The organism is Bacillus sp. EB600, assembly GCF_024494385.1.
Taxonomy (GTDB): Bacteria; Bacillota; Bacilli; order Bacillales; family Cytobacillaceae; genus JAEVLT01.
The window spans coordinates 1-22,114 of sequence record NZ_JAEVLT010000035.1 but is presented as its reverse complement, the minus strand read 5'-3'; the positions used below and the strand labels follow the sequence as shown (position 1 = coordinate 22,114).

Genomic DNA, 22,114 nt, shown 5'->3' with positions numbered 1-22,114 from the left:
ATATGTCTAACGGTTTAATTACAGCAGCATACATTGTTGCAGCAATCATGTTTATTTTAAGTTTAGCTGGTTTATCAAAACAAGAGACGGCTAAAAATGGGAACAAGTTCGGTATTATTGGGATGATCATAGCGTTGGTAGCTACGATTGTCAAAGTGGACGTTCAAAGTATCGTCTATATTTTAGTTGCCATGCTGATCGGAAGCTTAATTGGCTCTCGCTTGGCATTAAAGGTACAAATGACAGAGATGCCGGAATTAGTTGCCATCCTGCATAGCTTTGTCGGCTTGGCCGCTGTTTTGGTTGGCTATAATAGCTTTATTTCTATATACAATGGAGTTCATGTGCCTGAAAGCAGTACACTCTTAAATATTGAATTGACAGAAATATTCCTTGGTATTTTTATCGGTGCCATTACCTTTACGGGTTCGATTGTGGCATATGGAAAGCTTCATGGCCTAATTAAATCAAAGGCACTTTCATTGCCATTCAAGAATGGACTTAATTTATTGGCTCTTATTGCAGTAGTTGTGCTAATGTTTTTATTTATCTTTGCCGGTGGTTCACTGCTTTATCTTGCGATTATGACTGCAATTGCCTTGCTTTTTGGTTGGCACCTAGTTGCGTCAATCGGCGGAGCAGATATGCCGGTCGTTATCTCGATGTTAAACTCTTATTCAGGATGGGCAGCAGCAGCAGCTGGGTTTATGCTTTCAAATGACTTATTAATTGTAACAGGGGCTTTAGTCGGATCATCCGGTGCGATTTTGTCCTACATCATGTGTAAAGCGATGAACCGATCCTTCATTTCCGTTATTGCCGGTGGCTTTGGCAATAAAGTAGCAAGTGCGGGAGATGATTCAGAAGAAATGGGTGAATACCGGGAAATGAGTCCCGAGGATGTCGCCGGTCTATTAAAACAATCAAGCTCGGTCATCATTACACCAGGCTATGGGATGGCTGTGGCTCAGGCTCAATACCCAGTAGCAGAGATTACCAAGAAACTCCGTGACAAGGGTGTCAATGTCCGCTTTGGTATTCACCCCGTGGCAGGCCGTCTGCCGGGTCATATGAATGTCCTTTTAGCTGAAGCAAAAGTACCCTATGACATTGTTTTAGAAATGGATGAAATCAACGATGATTTTTCGGAAACGGATACCGTCCTTGTCATTGGGGCGAATGATACAGTGAATCCTTCCGCACAGGAAAATCCATCCAGTCCAATTGCTGGGATGCCGGTACTTGAAGTATGGAAGGCACAAAATGTCATCGCCTTTAAACGCTCCATGAGCACTGGTTATGCCGGCGTGCAAAACCCGTTGTTTTTTAAAGAAAATACCCATATGTGCTTCGGGGATGCTAAAGCTACAGTACAGGCGATCCTTAATTCACTATAGTACGTAATGGATGATAAAAAAACAGTACTGAATTTTTTAGCATAAAAATTCAGTACTGTTTTTATTTTTAGTGTTAAATATATAATCGTCACCGGAGCTCGTCCCAATTATTATAATGAAAATTGGAATGACTACTATATTTCGGTGTATATTGCAATTAAAACAACAGCAGTCTCATTCCCAATATTTTTTACAAAGTGGGGAACACTGGCACACCAACTAAACGTATCACCCTCTTCAAGAATAAACGAGTCTTCTCCTTGTTCGGCGAGAATTTTCCCTTTAAGGACTAAATGGCACTCCTCACCTTCATGAGCTTTTCTCTCTCCTGTAGAAGCTCCTGGTGGAAATTCAACTGTTCTCAGGCTTAAACCGCCTCTTGCTGCTAAATGCTCTACCTTTAAATCTGCGCCTTTTGAGACGGTATACTCTCTTTCATTTTTTCTGATGACACTCATCTGCTGATCTTTTTCTAACAATAAATAAGGTAAAGGAACTTTTAAAAAGCTGGCAATCGTATGCAATGTACTGATTGATGGAGAGGTGTTGTTGTTTTCGACATTGCTGATAAATCCCTTTGAAAGACCAGTTCCTTCACACATTTGTGCAATCGTTATTTTTTTTCTATTTCTAATTGCTCGAATTTTGGAGCCAATATTCATGCTTTTCACCTCAAAAGTTTACTAATAGAAAACTTAATTATATATTAGCATTAAAACAGTTGACTTGCTATTCCCTAATTGATATTATATAGAAAACAAATATTCATATTGAAATACAAAATTTTTTGCCGACGTGTTTCTAAATATGAAACATTTGTTTTTATAAATAAAAAATTATATTTTAGCTAAAAATACATTTGTTGAATAGTAAAGGAGGATTATATTATGGAAGCCCCAATGATTTTTGAACTTCGCCGTCCAAAGAATGTTGTACCTGATAAGAAATACCCTGCGTTGTTTGTTATGCATGGCATTGGCAGTAATGAACAAAATATGCTCTCATTGGTAGAAGGATTAGAGGAATCTTTTTATATCTTTAGTATTAGAGGACATATTTCCCAAGGACCTGGGTTTGCCTTCTTTACGATTGAAGGCTATGGCAAACCACATCGGGATGTATTTGATGATGGAATTCAGCGCTTAACGAACACTATTGATTATGCATGTGAAGAGTATCCGCTGGATTTAAGCAAATTATACCTGCTGGGATTTAGTCAGGGAGCGATTCTTTCGATGACATTAGCGCTGACACTTGGAAGTAAAATAAAGGGGATAGTAGCACTTAGCGGCTATATTCCTATGTTTGTTAAAGAAGAATACACGATTAATCCTGGCAATGATTTAGCTGCGTTTATATCACATGGCGAATACGATCAAGTTCTCCCATTTGAATGGGGCAAAGAAAACGTCGAATATTTTACGAAGTTAGGTATTCCGGTTACCTTTAAAACCTATCCGGAGGGGCATTCTGTTTCATTAACCAATTTTCAAGATTTCCGTAAGTGGATTGAGAATGATTTACAAAGATAAATACAAGAAAAAGGGAGGAAGCTAAGATGATGCCGTCTTTATTTATTGCTCATGGCGCACCGCTAATTGCCATTGAGAATAATGAATATACACAGTTTTTAACGCAGCTTGGGCAGACTTTACCTCGGCCAAAAGCAGTTGTCATATTTTCGGCTCATTGGGAGTCCAACACCCAAAAGGTAAGTGAAGTCGATCAATATAGTACGATTTATGATTTTGGCGGATTTGATCCCGAGCTATATAGGATTCAATATCCGGCTCAAGGCAAACTAGAAATTTCACAGGAAATAGAGGATCTTTTCACAAAAAGTGGAATCCCATTTGGAGTTGAAACACAACGCGGTTTGGATCATGGTGCATGGGTTGTCCTCCGCCTGCTTTATCCAGATGCCGATATTCCGGTCATTGCGATGTCGGTCAATTCACAACTGGCTCCAGAAGAGCATTATAAAATCGGCAAAGCTTTATCGGTGTTAAGGGCTAATGACATTTTAGTTATTGGAAGCGGTGGAACAGTTCATAACCTTAGAGCAGTAAAATGGGAAGACAATGGAGAGGTTGATCCATGGGCGCTTGAATTTGACGACTGGTTGGCCCATCATTTAACTAATTGGGATTTACCATCACTATTTAAATACGAAACTCTGGCACCAAATGCACAATATGCAGTACCCCCTTATGGGAAAGAGCATTTTATTCCCATCTTTTACGCGATGGGTGCGGCAGATGATCGGCAAAAAGCAACGTTACTTCACCGCAGTTTTCGCTATGGAAACCTGAGTCACAGTGTATGGCAGTTCGGCTCATAACAAATAAGCGGTTAGAAATGTTCATATGAATACAAAATTGACATTCGAACGAGGTCGTTCCATATAAAACGATCTCGCCTAATTATACTGAATCACAAATAATTAAAATCAAGATTAAATTAGTGGAAAACGAAATCATACTAAATTTATAGGAGGAAAAATTAATGCAAATTAAAAACGATATTGGAACAGTTATTTTACGCGTCATCCTAGGAGCAATCTTTTTTATTCATGGATTTGTGAAATTTCAAGGTGGAATTGAAAATATAGCAGGTTGGTTTGGCAGTCTTGGATTGCCAGGCTTTATGGCTTACGTGGTTGCAACTATTGAATTAGTTGGCGGTTTTGCTTTAATTATTGGATTAGGAACTCGGATTGTATCAGCATTATTTGTTTTATTAATGATTGGATCAATCGTGAAGGTGAAGCTTGCTGTTGGTTTCTTAGGTAATGGTCAAATGGCTGGATATGAATTAGACCTTGCGTACATGGCAATGGCATTATTCCTTGCAATTAATGGAAGCAAGCAGTTCTCAGTTGGACAAATGTTTGGAAAAAACGAATCATCTCAGTCTTTGTAATTAATAAGTGATAGTTATAAAACAACGAAAAAACAACGACTAACCTCGTTGTTTTTTTGTATATATTGTGGGTGGATTTCTTGAGTATTATTTACAGTTCATAAAAGTATCTTCTTTTGAAAAAGCTACAATTAAGAACCTAGTACAATTAGCGGATTGTACTTTTTAATAAAAATAATATTTAGTAAAAGGTTGCTTATAATTTTAAGGTGGAATGAATAAGTGCAAAATCATATTGATTTTCTATTAGGACATTTTGGGTACTTAGGAATAATAATAGCGTTAATCGGTGGTATTATTGGACTCCCCATACCTGACGAGGTTCTTCTTACCTATGTTGGCTATAATGTGTTTCAAGGTAAATTATCATACATATTTTCTTTAATAAGTGCTTTTATTGGGGCAATGGGAGGAATTACCTTTAGCTATTTTATTGGGAATAAATTCGGGTTACCCTTATTAAAGAAGATAGGACCTAAAATTCACTTAACTGAAGAAAAAGTCAATCGAACAGAAAAACTATTTTCAAAATTTGGACCTTCACTTTTGTTAATCGGCTATTTTATTCCTGGCGTACGCCATCTTGCCGCTTATTTAGCTTCGATCAATCGCTATCCATTTAGGAAATTTACTATATATGCATATACGGGTGCATTAATATGGAGTTTTACCTTTATTACGTTAGGCAGAATGCTTGGAGAAGACTGGGTTTATGTTGAAAGGTATTTCTCAAAATACAGTATTTATCTTATTTTGGTCGCCTTTTTACTAGGCATATTTATTTATCTTTTTTGGAAAAAGAAAAGGCAGGTCAGAAAAGTAATGTAAGCTTGATCATCTAATTAGGAAAAGGGCTCAGGTATTGAGTCCTTTTTTCGATTTGTTTATTTTACGGTGGTAGCAGTTGTTGATTCTATGTTGGTTTGCACTGATTTTTTATGCTGTATAAAGAAGAAAGAGGGGGATTTTTGTGCACTTCAATATTTTGTCAATTTATTGTTACTATTTAGTGAATATTCCCATTTGTTCCTCTTTTTTAACTTATAATACGCTATATTGTAAGTGTAATCATTTATAAATAATTTGAAAGGAAGCGATTTTCCATGTTTACAAACTGGTTAAGAAAAAGTAAAATTTCTTCAGGTATTTTAGTAGTTTTTCGGTTGATTCTTGGTTATACATTTATAACAGCTGGATATCACAAGTTAACAGGTGGATTTGATGCATCAGGATTTTTAAAGGGGGCGATTGCAAATCCTGTAAAAGGCCCTGAAGGAGACGTCCTTTACGGTTGGTATGTTTCATTTTTAAAAGGATTTGCTTTACCGAATGTTGACATCTTTAACACGATTGTCCCAATTGGAGAGTTTTTAATTGGCTTAGGATTAATTCTTGGCTGTTTAACGACAGCAGCAGCATTCTTCGGACTGGTAATGAATTTTTCCTTCTTTTTAGCTGGTACTGTTTCTTCAAACCCACAGGACATTTTTTTAGGAGGAATCATCTTATTCTCTGGATACAATGCTGGAAGGTATGGCTTAGATCGCTGGGTTATCCCTTTCATTCGCAAAACTATTCTTCGACAAAAGGCTGCCACCGACTCGCAAAGGTAGATTAAGAAACTAATCCCCTATAGACTGTTTAAGGCTCTATGAGCAATAGTCTATAGGGGATTTTTTTTGTTTTAATTACATAATTGTCCAGCAATAATCTGCGTTGAAAGTCTATTCAATTTCAGTCCAATGACTCGAGATTAGTTTTTTTAGATCCTAGTTGTTAAATGTTACGGCCTATGTAAGAAATATATTAAAATAAAAAAGGGGGGAATGAATGGAAAAAAGAGAAATTCAATCTAAAAAAGGATTATACTCAATCATTTCGCTTATTATTCTCGTCTTTATTGGTATAGGATCCTATTTTTTTCTGTTATCTTTAAACCCGGGAGTCAAACACATTGGAACAAAGCCCAAGTACTTAAACCAGGTGGGCCTTTCACCAAATTCGTTAAAATCACTTGTGAGTTTGGAGGGGCCTGTTAATCTTACGGAATTCTTGCAAAGAATGGGAGGCTATAAAAAGGTCTTTGGAAATGATAAAAAAGTGTGGGTTGAAGCATCCCCTGAAACCTATGCTGCTAATAAACAATTGCCACCAATGTTACTAGTCACCAGGAGAAAAAGCACTATTGCTGCTTTTGTGGATAAGACAAGAATCGCTGGAAATACAGCAAATATCTTTGAATGTAAGACGCTTTCTCATAGTGAAGTAACCCAGTTGATAGGATCTACTAAAGGAACAGAGGAAGCGAAGAAAATGACAAAAGCAGTTGCTGAATTTTTTAAAAAATATAATTTGTAAATTAAATCCCCCTAGTTTGCTTTTTTCTAGGAACAAACAAGGGGGATTAGGAACTATGAACTTGATGTAATATCATTTAATCTACCTGCCATTTATAAGAAGTTTTTTTAAACAAGGACTACTTCTCTTTTTTCGTTTAGCATTTCTTTGTCGGCTATTTCTCCAAGGAGATTTCCACGAGATGTCATTGTATACGTAAATGTATCACTAGATAGCCGATTTAATCCCACCATTAAAACATTCTCAAACACACTCTCCATTTCCCAATCACTGCAAATTCCATAAATATCATTAAAATCAGCAAGTGACATGATTGCCACCTCCCTTCTCAATGTAAGGGGATTTTTACTACTTCCCTTTGGTTCTATTATATGGCCTAATCTAAATAATAAAGGATACTTTTGTGACAATATTTTGAATATTTTAATAATTATTTCGAAAAAGTATCCTTGATTACTTTCAAAATAATTCAAAGATCAAACAAACATTAGTAAAAACCTCCTGTGTTTACTCAGTACATCACAGGAGGTTTTTTGTTATGACTTTAGTCGGTTGAGCTCGCGATAGCGTGCGAAACAAAAAACCACCTGCTATGCGGGTGGGGGATAAGTGGTTAGACCAAACAAAAAACTCACTTTTTTCTATAATAGAGATTGTTCAAGCCTCTAAAATTAGAAAGGAAAGTGAGTTAATTGGCAAATAAAGCAAATAGTTTGGCACATACGAAGTGGTTATGTAAGTACCATGTTGTGTTCACTCCAAAGTATAGACGAAAAATAATTTACAATCAATACAGAAGGAGTATAGGTGAAATGTTACGAACACTTTGTAACTATAAAGGTGTAGAGATAATAGAAGGTCACCTCATGCCAGACCACGTTCATATGTTAGTTAGTATTCCGCCAAAAATATCTGTTTCCAGTTTCATGGGATATTTAAAAGGAAAAAGCGCATTAATGATATTCGACAAGCATGCAAATTTAAAATATAAATTCGGAAATCGGCATTTTTGGGCTGAGGGATATTATGTGAGCACAGTAGGATTAAATGAAGCTACAATCAAAAAATATATTCAGGATCAAGAAAAACACGATATTGCACTAGATAAATTAAGTGTAAAAGAATATACAGACCCTTTCAAAGGGTAGCAAGTAATACAAATACCCTTTAAGGGGTGGCGAAAGTGGCAAAGGCAATAGAGGCTTGAATTAAAATGAAAGCCAGCGCCTTTAGACGCTGGCCGGTAATAGAGGCTTATAGCCGTTGTTCAAACCACCCGTTGGACGGGTGGTCATGATTTTTCAATAATATTGATCAGTATTACTCCCTTGCCAATTTCACTGCTATCTTTTTATCAGCAGCTTTTCTTTCTTCAATAGGTTCTTCAGCTTGCTTTGCCCGTTTGATAAAGAAAGCAAGCACAAGTGCCACTGCAGAAATAAAGGTAGCAACTAAGAATGCGTCATTAATACCTTCTAACATCGCTTTTGTTGCAATTTGTTGTTTCATTGCAGCAAGGGCAGCTGCTGTTGGCTGTTGACCTGCTCCAGCGGCATGTTTCATCGCAGCTGCAGCTAAATCAGCCGCATGTGTTTTCGTTCGGATGGACATAACCGTGACCAATAGCGCTGTTCCTGTCGCACCGGATACTTGCGTTAAAGTATTGTTCATTGCTGTCCCGTGTGGATAATAACGTGCAGGTAACTGGTTTAAGCCATTGGTCTGCACCGGCATCATGACCATCGACATCCCAAAGAAACGAATGGAGAACAAAATCATTAAATAAGTATAGCTCGTCGTAAGTGATAATTTACTGAAATAATAGGTCGTTACCGTCATAATAATTAAGCCAAAAATGGCTAATATTCTTCCACCGATCTTGTCAAATAATTTACCGGTGATAGGTGACATAAAGGCGTTCACGAGTGCCCCCGGGAGCATCAATAGCCCTGCATTAATTGGCGTTATTCCGCGAATCGTTTGCGTATAAATTGGCAGAAGAAGCATACCGGCAAATAAGGCCATCGTAACAACTAGGTTAATAACGGATGAAAGAGCAAACATCGGATATTGAAAAACTTTAAAGTTAAGCATCGGACTTTCTAGCGTATTCTGCCGCCAAACAAATGTAATCAAGGCAATGATACCAATGATAATCGTTCCATATACTTCAGGACTGCTCCAGCCTTTATTACCTGCAGAACTAAATCCATACAGCAAACCGCCAAAGGCCAAAGTAGATAACAATAATGAAAAGAAATCAAGATGGATATCCACTTTATCTTTTTTGTCTTTAAGTAAGAAAAGTCCAATCAAAAGAACGACAATTGCAATTGGTGTTACAAAGTGAAAAAGCATTCTCCAATCGTAATTTTCGATAATCCAGCCCGATAAAGTCGGACCAATAGCAGGTGCAAACATGATAATTAAACCAAAAACACCCATTGCTGCTCCCCGTTTTTCCACTGGAAAGCTAACAAGCATAACATTCATTAATAACGGCATCATAATCGCCGATCCTGAAGCTTGAAGCATCCGGCCTGCTAATAAAATTGGAAATACATGAGCGGTGCCAGCTAGAATTGTTCCTGCTGTAAATAATAACATTGCTGATAAAAATAAGCGTCTTACTGAATACTTTTGAATTAAAAAAGCAGTAGTTGGAATCATAATTCCGTTTACTAACATAAAGCCGGTTGCTAGCCATTGAACGGTCGCTGCTTCAATTTTCAAGTCCTTCATGATAGAAGGCAATGCGATATTAAGTAATGTACTATTTAAAAATGAAATAAAAGCCCCTACCATCAAGACGGCAATAATACCGTATGGCGGACGATCAGTCTTTTTCATGGAATGCTCTACATCCATCTAAGTTCCCCCTTATAAACATTACGCTATTTATTCTATCCTAAAAGTTCATGCAGAAATTATCATATACTATGAGTTCAAATTTTGCAAATGAAAAACACCTTGTGTATATTGATCTCATGAAAGCGCTAAAAAAATAGTAACGATTATTTGTACAGTGTGTCCAATAAAGAATATGGTGATATAAATGAACGAAACAGTGGTTCTGTTTTTCTTCAAAAATCGAATTTCTAATCGAAAATTTTAAATCAGACCTTTTAGTGCTGAAAAGAACAAAGCCCGTCACCATCTTACTATTGATGGGTCGGGCTTTGTTTTAGTATTTTTTCGGTTTATAGACTTCAAGAAATTTCAAACAAAACAATAGATGATTAGTTCTCAGCGAGATTAGTTGCCATCTTGTTTCCTGGCTTTCCACCGGTAGAATCTTCCACCGCTTTAGCATGTTTTATAAAGAAAGCAAGAACAAGTGCAACAACAATTACGATCGCACTTATGAAAAATGTAAAGTTAATTCCCTCCAATAAAGCTTTTGTGGCAATTTGCTGTTTCATCTCAGCAAGAGCAGCAGGAGTAGGTTGACCTGTCATTTTGCGCATAGCAGATGCTGCAAGTTCCTTCCCATATGATTCCGTACGATTGGACATAATTGTAATTAGTAGTGCGGTCCCAATCGCTGCAGATACCTGATTCAAGGTATTGTTCATTGCTGTACCATGTGGATATAAGCTTCTTGGTAATTGATTTAACCCATTCGTCGAAACTGGCATCATGACCATCGACATACCAAACATTCTTATAGCATGTAAAAGCATTAAGTAGCTATAGGCAGTATCAAGTGTTAATTGACCAAAGAGATAGGTTGTTATCGTCATAATCGTTAAGCCGGTGACTACCAATATGCGCCCACCGAATTTATCAAATAGCTTTCCCGTAATCGGTGACATGACAGCCATTACAGTTGCCCCAGGCAGCAGCATTAACCCTGAATCCATCGGCGATATTCCACGGATCGTTTGAACATAGATTGGCAATAGCAAAAAGCCGGAAAACATCGCCATGTACACAACCATGGAAATAATGGATGATAAGGTAAACATTTCGTATTTATAGACCTTGAAATTTAGCATTGGATGTTCTAATTTTGATTGACGTAAAATAAACCACAACAACGAAATGACCCCAACAATGATCGTCACATAGACATGAGGGCTGTCCCATCCCTTATTCCCCGCAGAACTAAATCCATAGAGCAACCCGCCAAAGCCGACACTTGACAGTAATAAGGAAAATAAATCCAGTTGAAGGTCTATTTTACCCTTTTTGTCTTTAAGTAAGAAAAAGCCAATTAACAGAATGATAATCGCAATGGGTGTGACAAAGTGGAAAAGCATTCTCCAGTCATAATGTTCAACAATCCAGCCTGATAAAGTTGGACCAATCGCTGGGGCAAACATTAAAATTAACCCAAAGACTCCCATGGCTGTTCCTCTTTTTTCTATCGGGAAGCTAACTAACATGACATTCATTAGCAGTGGCATCATGATAGCTGAGCCTGATGCTTGAATCATCCGACCTGCTAATAAGATTGGAAAGACATGAGCAAAGCCTGCAAGAATGGTCCCGGTTGTAAACAACCCCATAGCTGTTAAAAATAAACGTCGAACCGAATATTTTTGAATTAAAAATGCAGTCGTAGGAATCAAAATTCCACTTACTAGCATAAAGCCAGTGGTTAACCATTGTACAGTTGCAGTATTAACCTGTAAGTCCTTCATAATGGAAGGCAATGCGACATTTAATAATGTATTATTTAAGAAAGAAATAAAAGCACCGATCATCAGGACAGCTATGATGCCGTACGGTGGACGATCAGACTTTTTTATGGATTCATTCATTATTTATTCCCCCTATAAACGTGAAGTCTATTTTTTTATACTCTGATTTCACGCAAGGAATATGATATACTATCAGTCCAAGTTTTGCAAATGAAAAACATACGCATTTATAAGGTTTGTGCAATCAGTATAAATAAGTTACAATGGCTTTATACAGCAAGTCCAATAAAATATAAGGTGGAAGAAATGAACGACAGAAAACAACAGGTTATGAAAAAGGCCTATAGGCTTTTTATTGAAAAAGGTTTTCAGGCGACGTCGATACAGGATATTTTAGATTACAGTGGTATCTCTAAAGGAACATTTTATAATTATTTTTCTTCTAAAAATGAATTGTTAATTGTCATTTTTAAAACGATAGTTAAAAAACTAGAAAATGAACGAAATGCCCTACTCGTTGGCCAAAATCCCTCAAGTATCGAGATTTTTATAAAGCAAATTGAATTACAATTGAAGGAAAATGAAAAAAATAAGATATTCCCTCTTTTTGAAGAAATAATCGTCTCGAATGATCCAGACCTAAAACAATTAATGAAACATGGGCAATTAAGGATGATTAAATGGCTGTATAGCAGATTTATTGATATTTTCGGGGAAAGTAAAAAACCATATTTGTTGGATTGTGCCATTATGTTCTTGGGAATTTTATACATGAATAGTAAATATTATGCAATGGCATATAACTCAACTGTTAGTATTCATCAAATGGTCCGGTATAGTGTAACGCGTTTGGTTAAAATTGCTGAGGAAGTAGCAGATGCTGATGATCAACTGATTAAACCTGAGCTGTTAACTAGCTGGTTGCCTGACTTCGAGAAAACTGACAAAGCTTTTAAACAAGAGCTCTATTATGCAGTTTTGGCGTTAAAAAAGGAAATGAGTCACAGCAAGGAACAGGAAAAATACTTGGAGCTTGTAGACTTTGTTTTCGATGAATTGGTGCATACAAAAAATCCGCGCAAATATCTTATTGAAAGTGCGCTGTTATCGATGAAGGCGGATCAATCCATTGTGGGGAAGGATGAGGTCCAAAAGCTTCATCAATTAGTTAAAAACTATTTTACGGAGAAAGAAAACGATGCAAATTTATGAATCATTTCTATATTGTAATGTATGGATGGTAAATTAAAGAGAAAAATAGCTTGGGGCTTCCCAAGCTATTTTTCTATACATCATAAAATTTACCTGCAAAATTAATCGGGCGCTTGCGCTTCTCTTTTTACCCGTTAACTTTTTGGAATTGAAGCATGAATTCGCTGAATGCTTTGCAGGCTTCATATGGAACGGCATTGTAGATAGATGCGCGGCAGCCGCCAACAGAACGGTGGCCATTTACGCCGACAAAGCCTTCTTGTTTTGCATCAGCTAAGAATTTTTTCTCTAATTCTTCCCCTTTAACACGGAAAGTAAGATTCATAAGCGAACGGCTTTCCTTTTCGGCATGTCCAATAAAGAAGCCATTGCTTTCGTCAATTGCATCATAAATCAATTTTGCTTTTTCCTCATTCCGCTTAGCGATCTCAGTGATCCCACCTAAGTCCTTTGCCCATTTTAAAACTTCACCGAGCATGTAAATGCCGAAGGTTGGCGGTGTGTTATACAAGGAGTTGTTTTTTGCATGTGTGCTGTATTTTAACATCGTCGGAACAGTAGGATTTGCTTTTTCAATTAAATCCTTACGAATGATCACAACTGTCACACCAGAAGGACCTAGGTTTTTCTGGGCACCAGCATAGATTAAAGAAAATTTGCTAACATCAACTGGTTTTGAAAGAATGTCGCTTGACATGTCAGCAATCAGTGGAACATTCACAGTAGGGAATTCCTTCCATCCAGTACCGTAAATGGTATTGTTCGATGTAAGATGTAAATAAGCATCATCTTGATTGTATTGCAATTCATCAAGCTGAGGAATCCGGCGATAATTACTGTCCTTCGTGCTTGCCGCTTCATAAGGGTTTCCGAATAATTGGGCTTCCTTGAAGGCTTTTTCTGACCAAGAACCAGTCATAATATATCCAGCTTTCTGCGCTGGCTGCAAGAAATTCATTGGAATCATTGAAAATTGCAGACTCGCGCCACCCTGAACAAACAATATTTCATAATCATCTGAAATCGAAAGTAATTCTTTTAAATTTGCCTTCGCCTGATTATGAACCTCTTCATATGCTGCACTTCGGTGGCTTAACTCCATAACAGACATACCTGTACCGCGAAAATCAACTAGCTCCTGTTGGGCCTTTTCCAAAACCTCTAAAGGAAGAGCTGATGGACCGGCATTAAAATTGTAAGCACGTTTAACTTGTAAATTCATTTCTTTCACTCCCATTTGTACGTTTTACACTACATAAATATATAACACAATTGAGGAAAAACATATTTTAAAAATTGAAAATCTTACGAGTAGTCGGTATTTTCTCTTTAACGGAAAAATCAGAAAAAACCGTTCTTAGATGCGTTCCTTCATTAATTGTTAACTTTTTTGAATTCCGCAAGGTTGATTTTTATTACAATAGTTCACGAAATTATTCTTTCGATGTCTCTATATTGACACGAAATAAAGTATAATACAAATATAATTATTGTTATGTAATCATAATAAAAAGATTATACATAGAGGAGAATAGTATGAATACGAAGCATTTAGCACTATTTGCACAGGTTGTGAAAACAGGAAATATTACGCAGGTGGCAAAGAATCTTCATGTCAGCCAGCCGGCTATTTCCATGCAGCTTAAACGATTGGAACAGGAAGTGGGGGTTCTACTGTTTACCATCGTTGGCAGGAATATTTCTGTAACAGATGCAGGGCTGACCTTTTTAGAATATGCAGAGTCAATTTTATCTTTGGAAGGGCAAATATATCGATCAATGGAAGAGTTCCGCATCGGTAATCGCGGCGAAATTGTGATAGGAGCATCTCCAGTTGCTGGGACTTACTTATTACCAAAGCTTTTACTCTCCTTTACCAAGACATACCCTGATATTTTAGTGGAGATAGAAACGGGTACAGATGAGGAAATTGAACGATCGGTCCGAGTGGGAAATATTGATGTAGGACTTACCTTAAAAGAACCAGAAGATCATTTAGCATTTCGGGTTACGAGATATTCACAGGAACGCCTGATTGGAATACAACCTTCTTCTGAATTTACTAGCCGGATGATTTTAGTACCAGGTGATGTTACCGTTCCATTAAGTGTTGAGCTTGATTTAGATATTATGAGGCTGGATTCGACTGAAGCTGTTAAACAGTTTGTAATGGAAGGAATGGGCTACGGGGTTGTTTTAGAATCAGCTGCGAAACTGGAGGTCACTAACGGGAAACTATTATATTGGAGGGAATATGCCCCATATCCAGTGGCAGCGAATGTGATAACACGTCCAGCAGAACGTTTATCCAAAAGTGTCTGGTTTTTCATTAATCACTTGGGAAAATAATTTAAATTATAAAAAAACTAGTCAAAATTCTCTCGTGATACCCTTCAATTGATGATATCCTTTTTGTAGAAAATGGAAGGAAAGGAAGTAGAGAGTTTTGATAAAAAAATGGCAGCTTTTACTTGTAGGAATGACGCTCCTATTAAGTGCTTGTACACAAAGTGAACCAAAAGAAAAGACTTCTCCAGCTAAGACAATAAATAAGCAGGCAGAAAAAGCGGGCATGCAGAAAATTGACCATGTCGTAATTGTTATCGAGGAAAATCACTCGAAAAGTAAAATTACCAATAATCCGTCAGCACCATACATGAATTCCCTAATGAAACAGGGCGCAAATTTTACAAACTATCATGCGATTGAACACCCTAGTCAGCCAAATTATTTGGATATTTTTTCAGGATCCAACCATGGGGTAAAAGATGATAAGCAGCCGATTTCAAAATTTTCTTCGAAAAACTTAGCAAGTGAATTAATTGAAAAAAATTACTCATTTGCAGGCTATTCGGAGGATCAACCTTCAGTAGGCTATGATGAAAAGCTTGCGGGAAATGGTTACGTACGCAAGCACAATCCTTGGACAAATTTCACAAATGTTCCGAAAGAAGCAAATCAACCATTGGAAAGTTTTCCAGAAGATTTTACTAAACTGCCGACAGTCTCATTTGTTATTCCAAACCAACAAAATAATATGCATGACGGGACCATAAAGGAAGCAGATCAGTGGTTAAAGGAACATCTTGATTCGTATGTCCATTGGGCTAAGACACATAACAGTTTATTGATTGTCACGTGGGATGAAGATGAAGGTTCAAAGGAGAATACCATTCCAACTTTTTTTGTAGGATCAATGGTAAAAACAGGTCAATATGATGAAAACTTTAATCACTTTAACTTGTTACGGACGATTGAGGATATTTACGGATTGTCCCATGCAGGTGCTGCTCAAAGCAGTCAACCTATTATGAGTATTTGGAAGTGAGCAGGAGGTTATGCTATGTTTTTGACGTTGTTCGGACTTAAATCATAGCTAAGGACCCAACAGCAGTTGAATTCAAAGCCAGAGTAGTGAATAAGCCCAAACAACTTTTTTTGCCAATCAGCATTTAACTAAATTCTGACCGCGCAAATGTGCAACTACGCCGTAGTCTTCGCCTAAAAGGGCTTTCCATGGCGAGTTTTCATTGTCACGATTAATAGTTTATACTTATTTTTTTAAAAAACAACGACAAAATTATTAATAATTTATAACGAAAATTAAAATTGAATTTCAGCAAAAATAAGGTGGAAATTAAGAAAAAGTTAAGCAATCTTTGTTATCCTTAGTACCAATTTCGATTGAATATGAAATGGGGTAGGATAAGATGGGTACAAAAGTTTCGATTGCTAAAGGAGTAAGTGCGGTTCTTGTTGTTTCTATGATTGGTCTAGGGGCGGCCCCGTCTATTCCTTCAGTATTTGCAGATGAACTCTCTACAACCGTAACATCAACTGGACAAAATACATCTAATTCGCTTGAAATCAACCTTTCTTCTTTGGAAAAAGATGGGTATTCAGTAAAAAATAGTATTAACAGTATCACCTTAGATGGTGTAGATCCTAATGCCAAAATAACGGTTACGGATAACAACACAAGTTATACTGATATCTCCCAAGGAATACCTTTGCAAACAGGTGATAATAATTACGTTATTTCGGTTTCCGATGGTACAACCCCGGATAATACCCAAACTTATAACTTTACGGTAACGCGTGAAAAGAGCAGCAATGACTCTCTTCAAGATATTAAGTTGTCTGCTGGTCAGTTGAAATTTGATCCTGCAGCTGATCCTGTAACACCCTACAACGTTCAAGTGGAGAATAATGTTGATTCCTTAACCATTACACCGGTGCTTGCAGATACGACCGCCACTGTTAAAGTCGATCCATCAACGGCTACGGATCAAGGGTTTACGGTCCAGGTTCCTCCGGTGGGGAAAACTACTGAAATTACAATAACTGTAACAGCTGAAAATGGCAAAGACCAGAAAACCTATAAACTTGAGGTTACAAGAGCAGATCAAACACCAGGCTCCCAAACTTCCGGAACAGGTAGTACTCAAACTTCCGGAACAGGTAGTACTCAAACATCAGGGGCAGGTAGTACACAAACTTCCGGAACAGGTAATTCTCATCCTGGAGGATCTTCTATGTCCAATTCAAAACCAGGTTCAACTGGACTTAACGGGACACATAGTATGACTGGAGCTCGAAATACCAGTACAGCAAACCATAAGAATGCAGGTACGTTTGATAAGAGTAATGCCGGTGCAACAAGCGAGCAGCAAAACTCACAGCAATTTGGCGGGGTCGTACAAAAACCAAGTACAGCCACTTTGTCATTCTTATCGGTAACAGCAGGAACCTGGAACAAGACGTTTGCATCAGATACGTTTACTTATCATGTTGCACTTCCCAATGATGTTGACTCGGTTACCATAAGTGCAACACCTGCCTATAGTGGGGCAGCAGTAGTAATTGCAGACGGTACAACGAGGACGATCTCGATAGGAGATCAAAAGAAAACAATCGTTTCAGTCGTTATAACAAATGGTACTGATAAAAAAACATATGTTCTTGTATTTGATAAAGCTGAACCAGATCCTGTGACAACAACAGCTGCCGGTCAACAGGTTAGCAGCACTACTGAAAATTTATCAACTGACTCAATTACAAAAAGCTCCAATGCTTCAACATCAACTAACAAATGGAATGCGGGACAAAATAACGCTCCTACATCCTTTTGGAGCCGTCTTGTCGATAGTATCCGCTCGTTTTTTAGTAAGCTGTAGTAAACTATAGTTCTAAGAAGAAAACCTGTCATTGGCAGGTTTTTTAATTAACTAAAAAGGACGTAGAAGCACTCTAGGTTACCTCGATCCTTTTTTTAGCCTTATTCGGTCACGTAGAGGCTCTCTAGGTTACCTTGATCCTTTTTTTTAAGCCTTATTCGGTCACGTAGAGGCTCTCTAGGTTACCTTGATCCCTCTTTTCAAGCTCCTTCGGTCACGTAGAAGCACTCTAGGTTACCTTGATCCCTCTTTTCAAGCTTCTTCGGTCACGTAGAAGCACTCTAGGTTACCCTGATCCCTCTTTTCAAGCTCCTTCGGTCACATAGAGGCTCTCTAGGTTACCCTGATCCTTCTTTTCAAGCTCTTTAGGTCGAACTTCAAGATAGTAATTTTTTTGAATTATTATGTTATATTAAAAAGTAATTTTATAAATATTTTTGGTAAGGGAAGGTGAATCCATGGCAGTAGAAGTAAAAATAAATGACAGCAGTTTTCCATTACGACAAGACATCAGAATGCTTGGACAAATGCTTGGAGAAATCTTAGTCAATCAAGGCGGGGACGCGCTTTTTGACAAGGTAGAAAAGATTCGAATCATGTGCATATCGCTTCGAGACCAGTTTACTGAAGAAATATATAGGGTTTTAAAAGAAGAAATTTCAGGGATGAGTTCTCCGATGAGAATGCAGGTTATTCGAGCATTTTCGATCTATTTCCATCTCATTAATGTTGCAGAACTCAATCATCGAATTCGCCGCAGGCGGGAGTACCAGCTTCAAGAAAACAATTATGGCCAGCCAGGGTCAATCGAAAGTGCAGTTCTTTCACTGAAAGAGAACCAAGTTGCTGAGGTTACGATCCAAAGCGTCTTGAATGCTTTGTCACTTGAGTTGGTGATTACAGCACATCCAACAGAAGCGACCAAACGCTCCATTCTTGAAATTCAAAAACGGATTGCAAATATATTGAAAAACCTCGACAATCCAATATTGACAAAAATAGAACGCAAGCACCTTGAAGAAAGTTTATTCAATGAAATTACAATTCTATGGCAGACGGATGAACTGCGACATAATAAACCAACTGTGCTTGATGAGGTTCGAAATGGCTTGTATTATTTTGACCAAACACTTTTCGAAGTATTGCCGGAAATCCACCAGGAGATCGAGGAATGCTTAGAAAACTATTATCCAAACTACAATTGGCAAGTGCCTAACTTCCTTCACTTTGGATCATGGATTGGTGGTGACAGGGATGGCAATCCGAATGTAACTCCTGAAGTGACATGGGAAACTCTTAATAAACAGCGAAGACTTGTATTAAAAAAATATCGGAATGTTTTAAATGATCTAATGCGACGCTACAGCCACTCCACGACAAGAATTGAAGTTAGTGAGGAATTACTTCATTCTCTGGAGCAGGAAGAGGACAAGTACGTAACAGCTGATAAGAGATGGCCGGTTGCAGCCGAGGTTTATCGCCGCAAGTTTGCGATTATGATTGAACGGCTTAAACAGGTTGGTAGGTCTGATCTTGGTTATAAAAGTGCAGAAGCTTTGTTAGCAGATTTAGTAATGGTCAGCAGGAGCTTAAGTAAGCATCATCCGATGGCGCATGAACTGAAGGCAATTAAAAAATTAATCCGTCAGGTTCAGTTGTTCGGGTTCCACTTGGCAACGTTGGATATTCGTAATCACAGCGGTGAGCATGAAGCGGCCATTACTGAAATATTAAGGAAGGTGCGGATTACTGATGATTACGCCTCACTTTCTGAAGATGATAAGGTGAATATCTTACAAACAATTTTACAGGACCCCCGTCCGGTACTTTTATTAAACGAAGATTATTCTACAGAAACTCAAGAAATTATTAACGTATTTCATATGATTAGAAAAGCACATGAGGAATTCGGCAAACGCTCGATTTCAGTTTATCTAATTAGTATGACGAAATCGGTAAGTGACTTGCTTGAGGTGCTTGTGCTGGCAAAAGAAGCAGGGATTAATCGTCTTCATGCGGATGGAACAATGGAAAGTCATTTAAATGTAGCACCCTTACTTGAAACGATCGATGATTTAACCGCAGGTCCAAAAATTATGGAGAGCTTGTTCCAAATGCCCGTTTACCGCAATCATTTAAAAAATATGGGCGACCAGCAGGAAATTATGCTTGGTTACTCAGATGGAAGCAAAGATGGCGGTACATTAACGGCAAACTGGAAGCTGTATCGGGCACAACTTGAAATTCACGAAATGGCTAAAAAATATCAAATTCGTCTGAAATTTTTCCACGGCCGCGGAGGATCATTAGGCCGTGGAGGCGGGACCTTACGACAAAGCATTTTATCGCAGCCTGCTGAAACGCTGGGGGATGGTGTCAAAATAACCGAACAGGGCGAAGTGTTATCTTCTCGGTACTTACTTGAGGATATTGCTTACCGGAGCTTAGAACAAGCAACATCGACATTGCTAAAGGCTTCCACACGCGTATCAAAGGAGGCAGAGCAAGGGCGTGTTCTTGTTGATGCATGGGAAAACGCGTTTGATGAGATTTCAAAAAAGGCGTTGGAAAAATATCAGTCACTGGTTTTTGAGGATCCAGATTTCCTTACTTATTTTAACGAAGCCACCCCATTGAGAGAAGTAGGCGATCTAAATATTGGTTCAAGGCCAATGAGCCGGAAAAATAGAGGGAGATTTGAAGACTTACGAGCGATTCCGTGGGTATTCGCATGGACACAAAGCCGACAGCTGATTCCTGCTTGGTATGCTGCAGGAACAGGACTTTCTAGCTTTGCTGAAAAGGGTGAACAGCAGTTAGAAGTGCTAAAGGAAATGTATGAAAAATGGCCATTCTTCCGGTCTACGATCGATAATTTACAAATGGCCTTAATGAAAGCAGATATAACAACTGCGAAAGAATACACCTCGCTTGTGGAGGATGAAACAATTGCGAAACGAATTTTTGAAAATATTGTTGAGGAGTATCAAAAAACCAAAGAGATCCTCCTAATCATAACCGGAGATCAAGAATTGCTTGATCATAAACCGAATATTCAAGAATCAGTTTACCGCAGAAATCCTTATGTTGATCCATTAAACTTCCTGCAGGTAGAATTAATGAAGCAGCTTAGAGAAGAGGATGAACCAAATGAAGAACTGTTAACAGAGGTTTTGCTCACAATCAGCGGTATCGCAGCGGGGCTTAGAAATACAGGTTGAGGCAAATGTAAGCTAGCTTATCTATTAAGCTAGCTTTTTCTATGTCATTGGAGAATAATGAAGATGATTCTGTGAATTGAAGCTGGAAGTACTTGATTACGATCGATTAAGTGACCATAATCTCTTGCGTTATTGAACAATCCTATGCAAAATAGATTTAATATTAAAAATATAATGAATGAGGAGAAAAAATATGATCGGTTATATGGAGGAACGGCTGCGGAAATTTCAGGAACAATATCAAAATAGGGGGCGGTTATTGATTAATTGCCCCGACGCACCTGGAATTGTGGCCACTGTTTCCAAGTTTTTATTTGAGCAAGGCGCAAATATTATTGAGTCCAGCCAATATTCAACTAATCCACAAAGCGGAAATTTCTTTATAAGAATTGAGTTTGAATGTCCCAATTTAAAAGAAAAGGCAGAAGAAATTGAGAATAGCTTTGTAGTGATAGCCAACACATTTTCAATGGAATGGAAATTCACCTATGCATCTGTAATAAAGAAGACAGCTATTTTTGTTTCGAAGGAGCTTCATTGCCTGCGGGAGCTATTATGGGCCTGGCAAAGCGGAGATTTAGTAACGGATATTTGTCTAATCATCAGTAACCATGAGGATGCACGTGTGGAAGCAGAATTGTTAAATATTCCGTTTTATCATGTTCCAGCTAATAAGGATAACCGCTCAAGTGCGGAGCAAAAACATTATCAGCTTTTAGAAGAGTATGATATTGATTTAATCGTCCTTGCACGTTATATGCAAATTTTAACTCCAAACTTTGTTAGGCGGTATTCAAATAAAATTATTAATATTCACCATTCTTTCCTGCCGGCATTTGTTGGTGCAAAACCTTACGAACGTGCTTACCACCGCGGGGTTAAACTGATTGGGGCAACCTCTCACTATGTGACGAACGATCTTGACGAAGGACCGATTATTGAACAGGACATCCACCGGGTAGATCATCGTGATAATGTCGAGGACCTAAAGAAAATTGGGCGGACCGTTGAGCGTAACGTTCTCGGCCGGGCAGTCAAATGGCATTTAGAGGATCGTATTATCATCCATGGGAATAAAACGATTGTATTTTAATGTATAACGATGCGACGATCACTTACAATCGTGTCCATGATCCCTTTATTTTGTAACTAGCTTCTAAATATAAAAAAACCTATTCGGG

At 38.0% G+C, this 22,114-nt stretch carries 19 protein-coding genes; 14 read left to right on the top strand and 5 right to left on the bottom strand.

All coding sequences use genetic code 11. The features are described 5' to 3' along the window. Positions 1 to 2 precede the first annotated feature (2 nt). On the top strand, positions 3 to 1,397 hold the full coding sequence (gene pntB, locus JN080_RS23040) for a Re/Si-specific NAD(P)(+) transhydrogenase subunit beta (RefSeq protein WP_256238322.1): 1,395 nt from the start codon (positions 3 to 5) through the stop codon (positions 1,395 to 1,397). Between the two features lie 134 nt (positions 1,398 to 1,531). Here pntB and JN080_RS23035 read toward each other — a convergent pair whose 3' ends face one another. Continuing rightward, positions 1,532 to 2,059: a helix-turn-helix domain-containing protein gene (locus JN080_RS23035; RefSeq protein WP_256238320.1), complete on the bottom strand. Its 528-nt coding sequence runs from the start codon at positions 2,057 to 2,059 to the stop codon at positions 1,532 to 1,534. Positions 2,060 to 2,284: 225 nt separating this feature from the next. On the opposite strand from JN080_RS23035, the gene JN080_RS23030 reads away from it, so the two are divergent. The 6 genes from JN080_RS23030 to JN080_RS23005 all read left to right on the top strand — a co-directional run bounded on the left by JN080_RS23030 (position 2,285) and on the right by JN080_RS23005 (position 6,677). Continuing rightward, the gene (locus tag JN080_RS23030) at positions 2,285 to 2,929 is read left to right on the top strand and encodes an alpha/beta hydrolase (RefSeq protein WP_256238319.1); all 645 of its coding nucleotides are present in this window, start codon (positions 2,285 to 2,287) and stop codon (positions 2,927 to 2,929) included. A 26-nt stretch (positions 2,930 to 2,955) separates the two neighbouring features. Next, complete coding sequence (locus tag JN080_RS23025) at positions 2,956 to 3,738, top strand: DODA-type extradiol aromatic ring-opening family dioxygenase (RefSeq protein ID WP_256238318.1); 783 nt, start codon at positions 2,956 to 2,958, stop codon at positions 3,736 to 3,738. Positions 3,739 to 3,902: 164 nt separating this feature from the next. Beyond that, on the top strand, positions 3,903 to 4,319 hold the full coding sequence (locus JN080_RS23020; RefSeq protein ID WP_256238317.1) for a DoxX family protein: 417 nt from the start codon (positions 3,903 to 3,905) through the stop codon (positions 4,317 to 4,319). Positions 4,320 to 4,541: 222 nt separating this feature from the next. Beyond that, positions 4,542 to 5,147 carry a DedA family protein gene (locus JN080_RS23015; protein ID WP_256238316.1) on the top strand — a complete coding sequence of 202 codons (606 nt, stop codon included), beginning with the start codon at positions 4,542 to 4,544 and terminating at the stop codon, positions 5,145 to 5,147. 275 nt (positions 5,148 to 5,422) lie between these two features. After that, complete coding sequence (locus JN080_RS23010) at positions 5,423 to 5,932, top strand: DoxX family protein (RefSeq protein WP_256238315.1); 510 nt, start codon at positions 5,423 to 5,425, stop codon at positions 5,930 to 5,932. Positions 5,933 to 6,149: 217 nt separating this feature from the next. After that, positions 6,150 to 6,677 (top strand): hypothetical protein, encoded by a 528-nt coding sequence (locus tag JN080_RS23005; RefSeq protein WP_256238314.1) that lies wholly within the window; start codon positions 6,150 to 6,152, stop codon positions 6,675 to 6,677. Between the two features lie 107 nt (positions 6,678 to 6,784). On the opposite strand, the gene JN080_RS23000 is transcribed toward JN080_RS23005, so the two are convergent. After that, positions 6,785 to 6,988, bottom strand: a complete 204-nt coding sequence (locus JN080_RS23000) for a hypothetical protein (RefSeq protein ID WP_256238313.1) — start codon at positions 6,986 to 6,988, stop codon at positions 6,785 to 6,787. A gap of 381 nt (positions 6,989 to 7,369) precedes the next feature. On the opposite strand from JN080_RS23000, the gene tnpA reads away from it, so the two are divergent. Continuing rightward, positions 7,370 to 7,825 carry an IS200/IS605 family transposase gene (gene tnpA / locus JN080_RS22995; RefSeq protein WP_256238312.1) on the top strand — a complete coding sequence of 152 codons (456 nt, stop codon included), beginning with the start codon at positions 7,370 to 7,372 and terminating at the stop codon, positions 7,823 to 7,825. Between the two features lie 172 nt (positions 7,826 to 7,997). Here tnpA and JN080_RS22990 read toward each other — a convergent pair whose 3' ends face one another. Together JN080_RS22990 and JN080_RS22985 are read right to left on the bottom strand one after the other, a co-directional pair. Further along, complete coding sequence (locus JN080_RS22990; RefSeq protein ID WP_256238311.1) at positions 7,998 to 9,545, bottom strand: DHA2 family efflux MFS transporter permease subunit; 1,548 nt, start codon at positions 9,543 to 9,545, stop codon at positions 7,998 to 8,000. 371 nt (positions 9,546 to 9,916) lie between these two features. After that, positions 9,917 to 11,443: a DHA2 family efflux MFS transporter permease subunit gene (locus JN080_RS22985; protein ID WP_256238310.1), complete on the bottom strand. Its 1,527-nt coding sequence runs from the start codon at positions 11,441 to 11,443 to the stop codon at positions 9,917 to 9,919. Between the two features lie 186 nt (positions 11,444 to 11,629). Here JN080_RS22985 and JN080_RS22980 point away from each other — a divergent pair, with 186 nt between their 5' ends. Next, positions 11,630 to 12,535 (top strand): TetR/AcrR family transcriptional regulator, encoded by a 906-nt coding sequence (locus JN080_RS22980; protein ID WP_256238309.1) that lies wholly within the window; start codon positions 11,630 to 11,632, stop codon positions 12,533 to 12,535. Positions 12,536 to 12,662: 127 nt separating this feature from the next. Here the strand turns inward: JN080_RS22980 and serC are convergent, their stop codons facing one another. Then, complete coding sequence (gene serC / locus JN080_RS22975) at positions 12,663 to 13,757, bottom strand: 3-phosphoserine/phosphohydroxythreonine transaminase (protein ID WP_256238308.1); 1,095 nt, start codon at positions 13,755 to 13,757, stop codon at positions 12,663 to 12,665. 314 nt (positions 13,758 to 14,071) lie between these two features. On the opposite strand from serC, the gene JN080_RS22970 reads away from it, so the two are divergent. The 5 genes from JN080_RS22970 (at position 14,072) to purU (ending at position 22,026) form a co-directional block, all read left to right on the top strand. Further along, positions 14,072 to 14,884: a LysR family transcriptional regulator gene (locus JN080_RS22970; RefSeq protein ID WP_256238307.1), complete on the top strand. Its 813-nt coding sequence runs from the start codon at positions 14,072 to 14,074 to the stop codon at positions 14,882 to 14,884. A 97-nt stretch (positions 14,885 to 14,981) separates the two neighbouring features. After that, on the top strand, positions 14,982 to 15,863 hold the full coding sequence (locus JN080_RS22965; RefSeq protein ID WP_256238306.1) for an alkaline phosphatase family protein: 882 nt from the start codon (positions 14,982 to 14,984) through the stop codon (positions 15,861 to 15,863). Positions 15,864 to 16,245: 382 nt separating this feature from the next. Beyond that, a complete protein-coding gene (locus tag JN080_RS22960; RefSeq protein WP_256238305.1) occupies positions 16,246 to 17,712 on the top strand; it encodes a cadherin-like beta sandwich domain-containing protein in 1,467 nt (488 codons plus the stop codon). 458 nt (positions 17,713 to 18,170) lie between these two features. Next, a complete protein-coding gene (ppc, locus tag JN080_RS22955; protein ID WP_256238304.1) occupies positions 18,171 to 20,933 on the top strand; it encodes a phosphoenolpyruvate carboxylase in 2,763 nt (920 codons plus the stop codon). A gap of 193 nt (positions 20,934 to 21,126) precedes the next feature. Then, complete coding sequence (gene purU / locus JN080_RS22950; RefSeq protein WP_256238303.1) at positions 21,127 to 22,026, top strand: formyltetrahydrofolate deformylase; 900 nt, start codon at positions 21,127 to 21,129, stop codon at positions 22,024 to 22,026. The last annotated feature ends 88 nt before the right edge of the window (positions 22,027 to 22,114 follow it).